The sequence below is a fragment of the Nonomuraea sp. NPDC050394 genome (assembly GCF_044459065.1).
In the GTDB taxonomy this organism is placed as follows: Bacteria; Actinomycetota; Actinomycetes; order Streptosporangiales; family Streptosporangiaceae; genus Nonomuraea.
Map to the genome: position 1 here is coordinate 208,103 of NZ_JBITIO010000008.1, position 11,989 is coordinate 220,091.

An 11,989-nucleotide genomic window follows, 5' to 3' on the forward strand; every position below is an offset into this window, starting at 1 on the left:
CGGCTAGGTGAATCCTCCCGGACGTTATCCACCGCAGCCACGTGGTTCAATCCCGGAACATAACTCCGGGGTTGCGATGCGATGTCAAGTGCCTCCGTCAGCGGTGGCGGCGCTTCCAGCGCACCTTGTGCGGCTTGCGATGGTTGCCGCCGCCGCGATTCCAGCGCACCCGCTGGTGGCGGGCCTTGCGGTCGCGGCCCGCCTTGCGCTCGGCGGCCTGGGCCTCCTTCAGGCCCGGAGTGAATCCACCGCCGAAGCGTGACATATCCGGATGGACGAAGCCATGGCTCCGCACGTTCCGCAACGCCGACTCCATCGAGCGCACCCAGATCGGGCCCGGCAGTGAGGCGCCCTGGACCGAGCCGTAGTACTCGTCGCCGATCTGGACCCCGCGCAGCGGGTAGCGGTAGGAGCCCCGGATGTCGCCGACGCTGACCGCCGCCGCCAGGTCCGGGGTGTAGCCGGCGAACCACGCCGAGGTGTAGCCGTTGTTGGTGCCGGTCTTGCCGGCGGCGGGGCGGCCGATGCCCTGGCCCTTCATCGTGCCCTTGGTGAACACCCCGCTGAGCACGTGGTTGACCGCGTCGGCCACACGCCGGTCGAGCGCCTGCTCGCAGGAGGGCGGCACCGCGGTCCTGCCGGTGTCGCCGCCGGAGATCTCCAGGATGGCCTGCGGCGCGCAGTAGCGGCCCCTGGCGCCGAAGGCGGCGAACGAGGCGGCCACCGTCACCGGGTCCATCTCGTTGACGCCGAGCGTGAACGTCGGTACCTCGCGCAGCGCCGTCCCGTCGGCGCGGCTGACGCCGAGCGCCTGCGCGGTCTTGACCACGTTGCAGAGGCCGACCTTCTCCTCCAGCATCATGTAGAAGATGTTGACCGACTGCCAGGTGCCGGTCTCCAGGCTGTGCGGGCCGCCCTTGCCCTCGCCGCTGGCGTTGTAGACGCGGGCGCTGCGGTCGTTGACCGCGTTGCCCCGGCAGTCGCGGTAGCCGTTCGCGGGCACCAGCGCGCCCGGCGTCTGGAAGCCCTGGCCGAAGCGCCAGCCCTGCTGCAGGGCGGTGGCCAGCGTGAACGCCTTGAACGTCGAGCCCGCCTGGAAGCCCTGCCCGCCGCCGTGCATGACGTCGGCGGGCAGGTTGAAGGTGGTGTTCGGGCCGTTCTTGCGGTTGCCGGGGTTGTTGCCGAAGCGTTTGCTGGCCGCCATCGCCCTGATGCGGCCGGTGCCGGGCTCGACCATGGCCTCGGCGGCCACCTCGGTGTCCTCCGGCCGTACCTGCGCGGAGATCGCCCGCTCGGCGGCGCGCTGCGCCTTCGGGTCGAGCGCGGTGCGGATCGTCAGCCCGCCGCGGGCCATGCGCCGCTGCCGCTCGGCGGGCGTGTTGCCGAAGACCGGGCTGGAGAGCAGTTCCCGCTGCACGTACACGCAGTAGAACGGGTAGGGGCTCTGGGCGCAGCCGCCCGGCTGCGGTGCCAGCTTGATGCCGAGCCTGGCGCCTTTGGCCGCCGCGGCCTGCGGCCCGGTCACCATCCCGAGCGCGGCCATGCGGTCCAGGACGAGGTCGCGCCGCGCCTTCAGCCGCGCCTGCTGCCGGCGTCCGAGCGAGGGGTCGTTGGCGTACGGCGCGCGTACCGCCCCGGCCAGCGTGGCCGCCTGGGTGAGCGTCAGCTTGGCCGAGGAGGTGGAGAAGAAGCGCCGGGCGGCGGCCTCCACGCCATAGGCGCCGGCGCCGAAGTAGGCGATGTTGAGGTAGCGCTCCAGGATCTCGTCCTTGCGGTACTTCTCCTCCAGCGCCAGCGCGTACCGCAGCTCGGTGATCTTCCTGGCCATGCTGGGCGCCCGCGCCCGGTCGCGCTCGACCTCGCTCTGCGCGTTCTCCACCAGGATGTTCTTCACGAGCTGCTGGGTGAGGGAGGAGCCGCCCTGCCGGATGCCGCCCGCCTGGCTGTTGGTGATCAGTGCGCGGATCGTGCCCTTGACGTCCAGGCCGCCGTGCTCGTAGAAGCGGGCGTCCTCGATGGCCACGATGGCCTGGCGCATGACCGGCGCGACCCCGGCCAGCGGCACCTCGGTCCTGTTGGCCGTGTAGAACTGCGCGAAGACCTCACCGTGCCGGTCGAGGAGCCGCGTCACCTGGGAGAGCGGCTCTTCGCGGGGGGCGGGCGGCAGGTCGGTGAAGGTCGCGGCGAGGTTCTTGGCCGTGAGCCCCGCGCCGCTGACGGCGGGCACGGCCAAGGCGGCCGTGAGCACCCCTCCGAGAGCCCCCACCACCCCCAAAGCGCCGACGGATTTGAGGACAGTCACGAAGGATGATGTACGACCTGGTGATCAGCGGCAAACGCCCGCTTCCAACTCTTTACCGGCGCCTTTGGATGTTCAATCCGAGCATCTTGAACTGCTCGAAAGGCCGGTGATATCCGCGTTCGATGTGGTGCACCCCGCGCAGCGTGGACTGCCCGTCGGCCACCGCCGCCGCCAGCACCGCGGAGAAGCCGGCGCGGATGTCGGGCAGCCGCACGTCGGCGCCCTTGAGCTGCGACACGCCCCGCACGACCGCCGAGTGCTTGGCGTTGGTGTCGTGGTAGCGGCAGGCCGGGCCGCCCAGGCACTGGTCGAACACCTCGATCTCGCAGCCCATCTCCTGCAGCGCGGGCACGTAGACCAGCCGGTTCTCGAAGACGGTCTCGTGGAGCACCGACATGCCCTGGCTCTGGGTGAACAGCACCATGAGCGGCGTCTGCCAGTCGGTCATGAACCCCGGGTGGGTGTCGGTCTGCACCGCCGCCGAGCGCAGGCCCTCGGGCGGGGCGGTCGCGCACAGGTACTCGTCGTTGATCTGGAACTGGGCGCCCATCCTGGCCAGCGTGGTGATCGCGGTGACCAGGCGATCCTGCGGGCAGCCGTGCACGCGTACCTCGCCGCCGGTCACCAGCCCGGCCGCCAGGTAGGAGAAGGCCTCGATGCGGTCGCCGGCCAGCCACGTCTGGGCGCCGTGCAGGCGCTCGACGCCCTCGATGACGATCCTGCGGTCGGGCGAGAGCTCGATCCTGGCGCCCATCCGCTGCAGGAACAGCGCCAGCTCCACGACCTCCGGCTCCATGGCCGCGTTCTTCAGGACGGTCTTGCCCTCGGCCAGCACCGCCGACATCAGCACCGTCTCGGTGGCGCCGACGCTCGGGTAGGGCAGCACGAGGCGGGTGCCGTTGAGCCGCTTGGCCTTGGCGTAGACGCCGCCCTCCTGGATGTCGACCTCGGCGCCCATCTGGCGCAGCGCGTCGACGTGGAAGTCGATGGGCCGCCGGCCGATCGGGTCGCCGCCGACCAGCGGCACGAACGCCTCGCCCGCCAGGTGCAGCAGCGGGCCGAGCATCAGGATGGGGATGCGGTTGAGCCCGGTGTACTCCTCCGGCACCCTCGGCCGGATCTCCGGACCCTGCTCGATGCGGATCTCGCCGTCGTCGATCTCCACGTTGATGCCGAGGGCGCGCAGCATGGCGGCGGTGATGCCGACCTCGCCGACCTCGGGCGCGTTGCCGATCGTGCTCTCCCCGGTGCCCAGCATGGCGGCCACCATGTGCTTGGAGACGCCGTTCTTGGATCCCCTGACGACGACGTCCCCCCGCAGCGGCCCGGAGGGATCGATCAGCCAGACCTCTTCATCGCTCATCCGGACATTGTCCCGCGTTACCGGACGCGCTGGTGCGATGTCCGCCTCGGCGTGTTCGGGTAGGTCCCGGGATACCATCGAGCGGTTCGGGCATAGTTGCGAGGGAGAGTGGCGTGGTACGGCATGTGCGATCTTTCGCGGTGACCGTGCTTGTCATGGCGGTCCTGGGGGTTCTGGCCGGTCTTGCCTGGTCGTACGCGGCTCCGCGCGCGGCCATGGCGGTCACCGAGAAGGGCCCCATCCTGGCCGACCCGTCCACGCAGGCGCTCATCGCCGCCGACGGATGGTTCGCGGCGATCACCGGCGGACTCGGCCTGCTGTGCGGGGCCGTGGCGTGGTGGCGCCACCGGCGCGAGCAGCTGCCCGTGCTCGCCGGGCTCTGCGTCGGCGGCGTGCTGGCCTCCTTCCTCACGCTGTGGGTCGGCTCCGCCGTCACCATCGGCGTGGTCACCGTGGAGGCGGCGGCGCCCGGCCTGAAGGTGGTGCCGGGGTCGCTGGAGCTCACCGCGCGCGGGGTGCTGGTGGCCTGGCCGCTGCTGGCCGTGGCGTTGTTCGGCCTGCTCGAAGGCATGCACGGCTACCGTGACTCGGCGTTGCGCAAGCCGTACGGGATCTAGCCGCGCAGGCCGTACGGGATCTCGTCGCGCGGGCCGTACGGGATCTAGAGTGCGGGGTGGCGGGAGCCGTACCCGGTGGCCTGCTCGAAGGCGCGCGCCACGCGCAGGACGCGCGCGTCGGCGAAGGGGCGGCCGACGATCTGCACGCCGACCGGCAGCCCGTCCGGCGTGAAGCCCGCCGGGACGCTGGCGGCGGGCGCGTGCAGGACGCTGATCCAGTACGCCGAGCGCATCCACGACAGGTAGTCGGGCAGCCGGACCCCGTTGATCTCGCTGACGTACGGATCCTCGACCGGGAAGGGCGGCACCTGGCTGACCGGGGCGAGCAGGACGTCGTAGCGGTCCCAGAACGCGGTCATCCGGTGGTAGAGCCCGGTGCGCAGGCGTTCGGCGCGGGCCAGGTCGGCGCCGGTGAGCAGGCGGCCCTGCTCGGCGTTCCAGCGGGTGTTGGGGCCGAGGATGTCCAGGTCGGGGAAGGCCAGCGCGTAGTACCAGGCCCGGTAGACGCGGAAGGCGTCGTCGGCGTCGGACAGGTCGAGGTCGACCCGCTCGACGCGGGCGCCGAGTTCTTCCAGGACCCGCGGCGCGTTCGCGGTGACCTCGGCGGTACGCGGGTCGACGGGCAACCCGCCCAGGTCGGGGCTCCAGGCGACCCTCATGTGTTCCACGGACTCGATGGGATCGGTCCTGAACGGCTCGGTGACCGCGAACGGCGAGCCCGGGTGGAACCCGGAGACGACCTGCAGCATCAGCACGAGATCGTCGACGGTCCTGGCCATGGGGCCGGGGACGGCGAGGGTGTACCAGGCGGCCTTGTCGGAGATCGCCGGCACCCGGCCGGGCGTCGGCCGCAGCCCCACCACGTTGCAGAACGAGGCCGGATTGCGCAGCGAACCGCCCATGTCCGAGCCGTCGGCCAGCGGGACCATCCCCGCGGCCAGCGCCGCGGCCGCGCCGCCGCTGGAGCCGCCCGCCGACCTGGTCAGGTCGTAGGGGTTGCGGGTGGCGCCGAACACCTCGTTGACGGTGTGGGAGCCGGTGCCGTACTCGGGCGTGTTGGTCTTGCCGACCGTGATCGCGCCGGCCGCCTTGAGCCGCTGCACGATCAGGTCGTCCTTCTCCGGCACGTGCTCGGCGAAGGCGGGCGAGCCGTACGTGGTGCGCAGGCCCGCGGTGTCCACGAGGTCCTTGTGCGCGACGGGCAGCCCGTGCAGCGGACCGGCGGGCGCGACGGAGTCCAGCGCCCGCGCGGTGTCCATGGCCTGCTCGGCGGCGAGCGTCACGATCGCGTTGACGCGGGGATTGACCTGTTCGATGCGGTCGAGGTGGGCCTGGAGCAGCTCCACGGCGCTGATGTCGCGGGCGCGCAGCAGCCGGGACATCTCGGTGGCCGTCAGATAGTGCAGATCCGTCACAGGGCGATCCTACGAATCCTCCCCCCGGGGGAGGCGCACCCGCCCGCTGACATGGTCAAGGCGCCCTTGAAACCCCGCCTCGTCGCGCTGGCCTCGACCACCTCGTCATCCTGGGCCGGCCGGTGGTCCTCCGGATGATCAACACGCCGGGCGGGATGAGCGTGGTCAGCCGGTCTTGGCGATCGGGGCCGTCGTGGCCCGTGTCAGCCCGACGAGGTGGCCCGGCGCCGTCTCGATCTGCAGCCCGCGCCGCCCGGCCGAGAAGTAGATCGTCTCGAAGCCGAGCGCCGACTCGTCCACCACGGTCGGCAACTGCCTGCGCTGCCCGAGCGGGCTGATGCCGCCCACCACGTAGCCGGTGACCCGCTCGACCTTGGCCGCGTCGGCCATCGCCGCCCGCTTGCTCTGGAGCGCCGCCGCGAACGCCTTCAGGTCCAGCTTGCCCGCCACCGGCACCACCGCCACCGCCAGCCCGCTCTCCACCTCGGCCACGAGCGTCTTGAAGATCTGCTCGTACGGCAGGCCGAGCGCGTCGGCCGCCTCCTCGCCATAGGCCTGCGCGTTCGCGTCGTGCTCGTACGGATGGAGGGTGAAGTCCGCCCCCGCCTTGACCAGCGCCACGGTGGCCGGGGTGCCCTGACCGCCGCCTTTGCTCTTCTTGCTCACAGCACTTCATCGTACTCGGGATCTACAATGTAAAGGCGTCAGGAACGGAACGCGCGGCCTGGGGTGTGGCCGAAAGCGTGCCGGAAGGCGTCGATGAAGGCACTGGCCGACGACCAGCCGCACCGGTGGGCCACGGTGGTGACCTGGAGGCCCTCCGCCAGCAGGATCAGGGCGTGGTGCAGGCGGGCCTGGGTACGCCACTGCGGGAAGGTCATCCCGAGTTCCGCGCGGCAGAGCCTGGCCAGGGTGCGGTCGCTGGTGCCCGCCGCCGCGGCCAGTTCCGGCAGCGTACGGTCGCCGGCCGGATCGGCGCGGACCATCGCGCAGACCGCGGCCAGGCGGGGGTCGCGCGGCGCGGGCAGGTGCACCGGGTGCTCGGGGGCGGGGGAGCGGCGCAGCCGGTCGAGCAGGACGGCGCGGAGCAGCGGGTCCCCCGGCTCCTCTGAGCAGGCCACGATCAGCTCGCGCAGCAGCGGCGTCACGGCCAGGACGGCGGGTCGCTCCAGGCGCAGCGGGTTCTCGGTGAAGCCGATCAGGCGCAGGTCGGTACGCCCGTAGGCACGGTGCTCGTGGACGGTGCCCGCCGGGATCCACAGCGCCCTGTTGCCCGGCGCCACCCAGGTGCCCGCGCCGGTGCTGATGGAGATGACGCCCTCATAGGGGTAGGCGATCTGGTGGTCGTCGTGGCGGTGCGCGTCGATCTCGCCGCCGCCGGGCAGGGGGCGTGTCCCGGTGGGGGCCGCCGGCATGTGGCGCACCATCCGGCCACCTCCTCCGGCGTCTGGCGATTTTCCGGCATATGTTGGCACTTTATCGGAAGCGCGCCACACACTCCGGCGGCGACGATCGAGGGGTGCGGATCAACAGGATGGGCGTGCTGGCCGCCGGCCACGCCAGCGTCGACTTCTACCAGGGCGTCGTCCCGGCCATGGTGCCGTTCCTGGTGGCCGAGCGGCACTACGGCTACGTGGCCGCCTCCGGGATCGTGCTGGCCGCCACCCTCCTGTCCTCGGTCGTGCAGCCGGTGTTCGGCGCGATCGCCGACCGGTGGCGGCTGGGCTGGCTGATCCCGGTGAGCATGCTGGCGACCGGGCTCGGGGCGGGGCTGGCGGGTCCCGCCGGTTCGTACCCGCTGACGTGGCTGGCGATCGCCCTGTCCGGGCTGGGCGTGGCGGCCTACCATCCCGAGTCGGCGCGGCTGGCCAGGGCGGCCAGCCAGGGCAGCCATGTGGCTATGAGCTGGTTCTCGCTGGGTGGCAACCTCGGGTTCGCGGTGGCGCCGCTGATGGTCACGCCGATACTGGCCTGGGGCGGGCTGGCCGCCTCGCCGCTGCTGGTGGTGCCGGCGGTGCTGGGGTGCCTGGTCACGGTGGTGGCCATGCGGTCGGTCGGGCGGGGTGGCGGCGGGAGCCGTACCCGGGAGGGGGCGCGCGACGACTGGGCGGCCTTCGTGCGGCTGGCGCTGGTGATGGGGCTGCGTTCGGTGGGCTACATCGGGCTGAGCACGTTCGTGGCGTTGTACGCGGGCGGGGGAGCGGCGGGCGCGTTCGCGTTGTTCGTGCTGTTCGCGGGCGGTGCGGCGGGGACGATTCTGGGTGGCCGCCTGGCCACCCGCCATGGGCGGGTGCGGACGCTGCGGCTGGCCTACGCCGCCGCGGTGCCCGCCGTGGCCGGGGTGGTGCTGGTGCCGGGCCCGGCCGTGTTCCTGTTCCTGGCGGCGACGGGCCTCGCCCTGTACGTCCCGTTCTCGCTGCACGTCACGCTCGGGCAGGACTACCTGCCCCGCCACGCCGGTACGGCCAGCGGCGTCACCCTGGGCCTGGCGGTCAGCGTGGGCGGCGTCGCCAGCCCGCTGATCGGCGCTCTGGCCGAGGCCACCTCGTTGCGCCTGGCGCTGGCCACGCTCATCGCGATGCCGTTGCTGGCCTGGTTCCTGTCGCGCCCGCTGAAGGAACCGGCGATCGTCCTGCCGTGAAGGTTCGTATGCTGACGTGATGTCTTTTGTGACCATGGACGACGGTGTCCGGCTGTGGACCGGGACCACCGGGCGGGGCGCGCCCGTCGTCCTGCTGCACGGCGGTCCCGGCCTGTGGGACTATCTCGGCCCGCTGGCCCGCCTGTTCGGTGCCGGCGTCGCCGTGCACCGCTTCGACCAGCGCGGCTGCGGCCGTTCTTCGCCCTCCGCCGAGCAGCGCGTGGACCGCCTGGTCACCGATCTGGAGATCCTGCGCCGCCACTGGGGGTACGAGCGCTGGTCGGTGGCCGGCCACTCCTTCGGCGCCACGCTCGCCCTCGCCTACGCCAGGGCGCACCCGGACCGGCTCGCGTGGGTGGGCTACCTCAGCGGGACGGGGCTGGGTGACTGGCGGACGGCCTACCGGGCCGAGCGTGACCGGCGGATGACGGCCGGGCAGAGCGCGCGGCTGGCCGGACTGGGCGCGCTGCCGGTGCGGAGTCCGGAGCAGGAGCGGGAGTTCCGCACGCTGGCGTGGTTCACCGACCACGCCGACCGGGAGCGGGCCTGGGAATGGGCGGCGCAGGACGCCGCCGCGCCGTACGAGATCAACTGGGTGGCCAACCGGCGGCTGAGCGCCGAGGCGGCGGCCTGGGCGGAGGCGGACGTCCGGCGGATCGCCGTGCCGGTCTCGGTCGTCCACGGCGCGGGCGACCCGCGGCCGGTCGGTTCCGTGGCGGCGCTGGCCGGGGCGCTGCCGGAGGGCCGCCTGCGCGTGCTGGAGGGGGCCGGTCACCATCCCTGGCGGGAACGGCCCGGCGAGCTCGGCGAGGTTCTGCGGGAGGTTGGGATCCCAGCCCAGGGGAAAAGCTGGGATCCCAGGCCCCCGAGAGGTCCCAGCCCCGGAGGGTGACGGGCTGGGGCCCCGGGTTCGGCGGGGCGTCAGGCTCTGACCGGGCGGCCGGGGAAGGCCGTGGTGACGATCTCCGAGTCCCTGACCACGAAGTCGCCGGCGACGACGACGTGGACGAAGCCGGATGAGCCCCGGGCGGTGTCGGTGTAGGTGGCGCGGTCGGTGACGGTCTCCGGGTCGAAGACGGTGAGGTCGGCGTCGCAGCCCACCTGCACGCGCCCCTTGCGGCGCATCGCCGGCACACCGGAGCCGACGACGTCGGCGGGCACCAGTGTGCAACGCCTGATGGCCTCCTGCAGGCCGAGGACGGCGTTCTCGCGCACGAGGCGGCGCAGCGTGCGCCCGTAGGTGCCGGCCGTACGCGGGTGGGTGACGGCGTCGGGGGCCGGCGGCCAGGCGAGGGGGTCGGGCGTGCCCGAGCGCCACAGCAGCGGCACGGCGTCGGTGGCGACCGCTGCGTCGGGGAAGGCGAGCGCCCGCTGGATGTAGTCGAAGGCGGCCGGGTCGTCCTCGTCGAGGAGATGGACGAACGCGGCGGCTCCCGGGGTGTCGCGGCGGGCGGCGCGCAGCGCCTCCTCGTCGGCCAGGCGGCCCTCGGCGCCGAGCAGGCCGATGGAGTGGGCGGTCAGCCCGCGCCGGTGCAGGATCTCGGGGGCGAGGAAGGCGGCGCCGACGCCGGTCATGCCGGCGCCGTAGGGGTAGGCCTCGGTGGTGACGCGCGAGCCCTCGGCGCGTACCTTCTCCACGAGGCCGAGCACCCGGTCCACGTGCCGGATGGAGGTGCTGTTGACGTGGCAGTAGTGCATGTGGGCGCCGGTCTCGGCGGCGGCGCGCACCACTTCCTCGGCGCCGTCGATGGGGGTGGTGGGGTCCTGTTCGACGAGTTCGCGGGCGTGGGTGTAGGTCGGCAGGTTGTGGCGGGCGGCCAGCGCGGCCACGGCGAGGTATTCGGAGGGGTCCACGCGCGGGGCGTAGCCGACGAGGATGCCGATGCCGAGCGCGCCGTCGGCGAGGTCGCCTTCCAGCATGGCGAGGATGCGGTCCACGACGGGGCGGGCCGCCGGGCGCTGCCAGTCCTCGTGGCCGATGTAGGCGAGGAACTTCTCGATGTCGCCACCGGCCTCCAGCCCGAGGAGTACGCCCATGCGGGCGATGCCCCAGGAGGTGGCGAAGCCGTAGTTGAGCGGCCGGCCCTGCTGGGCGGCCTTGTGGTAGGCGGCGCCGACCGGGTAGGCGCCGGCTTCGAGTTCGAGCACGGTGGTGACGCCGTCGAGGGCCTGCAGGCGGTGCCCGGCGACGTCCATGGTGTGGCTGTGCAGGTCGATGAAGCCGGGGCAGACGACCAGGCCGCCGAGGTCGACGCGGGTCGTGCCGGTCAGCGGCGTCTGTGAGACGGCGCGGATGACGCCGCCGGTGATGCCGATGTCGCGCACGGCGTCGAGGCCGGTCTCGGGGTCGATGGCCCGGCCGTTGGCGAGGACGAGGTCGTACGCGGTCACATGGTCTCCTTGGTGCCAAAAGTGAACTGTTCCGGGCGTTGCGGGACGATGACGGCGATCAGCGCGGCCAGCACCGTGGTGGCGATGAGCAGGCCGAAGGCGGCGGTGTAGGAGAACTTGTCGACGAGCAGGCCCATGAGGACGGGGGCCAGCACGCCGGCGACCTGGCCGCCGACGTTGACGACGCCCATGCCGGAGCCGACGACGGCGGGCGGCAGCGCGCGGAACGGCATGCCGAGCACGCCCATGGTGGACAGGCCCGCCACGCCCAGGGCGAGGGTCTGGTAGATGGTGAAGCCGACGGCGGTCTCGGCCTGGAGCATGACCACCAGCAGGAGCGCGGTGAGCAGCAGCAGCGGGATGACGAAGAGCCGTGCGCGGTTGTGGAAGTAGCGGTCGAACAGCCAGCCGCCGACGAACGTGGTCGCGCACATGACCAGGCTGGGAACGGCGCTCATGAAGCCGGTGCTGATGAGCGAGATGCCGCGTTCCTCCAGCAGGTAGCTGGGAACCCAGGTCATCATCCCGTAGCCGAGCATGTTGGCGGCGCAGAACAGCGCGGCGAACTTCCACACCGAGGCCGAGCGCAGCACGAGGGACAGGGGCACGCCCTGCCGCTCGGCGCGGTCGGAGCCGTTGAGGTGGGGCGGCAGCGCGGGCGGCAGCATCCTCCACAGCATGAAGCCGATGATCACTCCGGCGACGGCGGTGACCCAGAACGTGTGCCGCCAGCCGAGCAGGAGGATGAGCGGCGCCACGATGAGCGGGGCCACGCCGGCGCCGAGCTGGTTGGCGGCCAGCATCGATCCGGCGGCGGTGGCGCGGGTCTGCGGGGTGGTGCGTTCGGCCATGGCCTTGAACGAGGCGCCGGGGAACAGTCCCTGGCCGACGCCGAACAACGCCCGGATGACCAGGAGCGCCGCCAGGCCCCAGGCCAGGCCGGTGAGCGCGGTGAAGATCGACCACAGCACGAGGGAGACCATGAGCTGGCGGCGGGCGCCGAACCGGTCGGCGAGGATGCCGCCGGGCACCTGGCACAGCAGGTACACCAGGGAGAAGACGGTGATGAGCCAGCCTTGCTCGGTCTTGCTGAGGTCGTATTCGGCACCGATGAACGGCAGGGCGACCGCCATCATGACGCGGTCGATGTAGTCGATCACCCACACGCCCATGAGCAGGCCGACGGTGAGCGCGGCGGTCTTGCGCACCTGCGCCGACGTCATGGTGGGGGCGGTCTCGGCGAGTCCCATGCCGTTGGTT

General features: G+C 72.4%; 10 protein-coding genes. 3 read left to right on the forward strand and 7 right to left on the reverse strand.

Annotated elements, in window-relative coordinates:
- Positions 1–97: 97 nt before the first annotated feature.
- Both ACIBKY_RS29895 and murA read right to left on the reverse strand, forming a co-directional pair.
- Complete coding sequence (locus ACIBKY_RS29895; RefSeq protein WP_397101659.1) at positions 98–2,302, reverse strand: transglycosylase domain-containing protein; 2,205 nt, start codon at positions 2,300–2,302, stop codon at positions 98–100.
- 52 nt (positions 2,303–2,354) lie between these two features.
- Complete coding sequence (gene murA, locus ACIBKY_RS29900; RefSeq protein ID WP_184960780.1) at positions 2,355–3,665, reverse strand: UDP-N-acetylglucosamine 1-carboxyvinyltransferase; 1,311 nt, start codon at positions 3,663–3,665, stop codon at positions 2,355–2,357.
- 140 nt (positions 3,666–3,805) lie between these two features.
- Between murA and ACIBKY_RS29905 the strand changes: the two genes are divergently transcribed.
- Complete coding sequence (locus ACIBKY_RS29905; protein ID WP_397101661.1) at positions 3,806–4,282, forward strand: hypothetical protein; 477 nt, start codon at positions 3,806–3,808, stop codon at positions 4,280–4,282.
- Positions 4,283–4,326: 44 nt separating this feature from the next.
- On the opposite strand, the gene ACIBKY_RS29910 is transcribed toward ACIBKY_RS29905, so the two are convergent.
- The 3 genes from ACIBKY_RS29910 to ACIBKY_RS29920 all read right to left on the reverse strand — a co-directional run bounded on the left by ACIBKY_RS29910 (position 4,327) and on the right by ACIBKY_RS29920 (position 7,112).
- Complete coding sequence (locus ACIBKY_RS29910) at positions 4,327–5,697, reverse strand: amidase (RefSeq protein WP_397101663.1); 1,371 nt, start codon at positions 5,695–5,697, stop codon at positions 4,327–4,329.
- A gap of 165 nt (positions 5,698–5,862) precedes the next feature.
- Complete coding sequence (gene ybaK, locus ACIBKY_RS29915; RefSeq protein ID WP_397101665.1) at positions 5,863–6,363, reverse strand: Cys-tRNA(Pro) deacylase; 501 nt, start codon at positions 6,361–6,363, stop codon at positions 5,863–5,865.
- 38 nt (positions 6,364–6,401) lie between these two features.
- Positions 6,402–7,112 carry an AraC family transcriptional regulator gene (locus ACIBKY_RS29920; protein ID WP_397101667.1) on the reverse strand — a complete coding sequence of 237 codons (711 nt, stop codon included), beginning with the start codon at positions 7,110–7,112 and terminating at the stop codon, positions 6,402–6,404.
- A 104-nt stretch (positions 7,113–7,216) separates the two neighbouring features.
- Between ACIBKY_RS29920 and ACIBKY_RS29925 the strand changes: the two genes are divergently transcribed.
- Both ACIBKY_RS29925 and ACIBKY_RS29930 read left to right on the forward strand, forming a co-directional pair.
- Entirely contained in the window at positions 7,217–8,338 is a 1,122-nt protein-coding gene (locus ACIBKY_RS29925; RefSeq protein WP_397101669.1) for an MFS transporter, read from the forward strand.
- Positions 8,339–8,357: 19 nt separating this feature from the next.
- Positions 8,358–9,230 carry an alpha/beta fold hydrolase gene (locus ACIBKY_RS29930; RefSeq protein ID WP_397101671.1) on the forward strand — a complete coding sequence of 291 codons (873 nt, stop codon included), beginning with the start codon at positions 8,358–8,360 and terminating at the stop codon, positions 9,228–9,230.
- Between the two features lie 29 nt (positions 9,231–9,259).
- On the opposite strand, the gene ACIBKY_RS29935 is transcribed toward ACIBKY_RS29930, so the two are convergent.
- Positions 9,260–10,729, reverse strand: a complete 1,470-nt coding sequence (locus ACIBKY_RS29935; RefSeq protein ID WP_397101673.1) for an amidohydrolase family protein — start codon at positions 10,727–10,729, stop codon at positions 9,260–9,262.
- Positions 10,726–11,979 carry an MFS transporter gene (locus tag ACIBKY_RS29940; protein WP_397101675.1) on the reverse strand — a complete coding sequence of 418 codons (1,254 nt, stop codon included), beginning with the start codon at positions 11,977–11,979 and terminating at the stop codon, positions 10,726–10,728. The genes ACIBKY_RS29935 and ACIBKY_RS29940 overlap by 4 nt, the downstream gene beginning before the upstream one ends.
- Between the last annotated feature and the right edge of the window lie 10 nt (positions 11,980–11,989).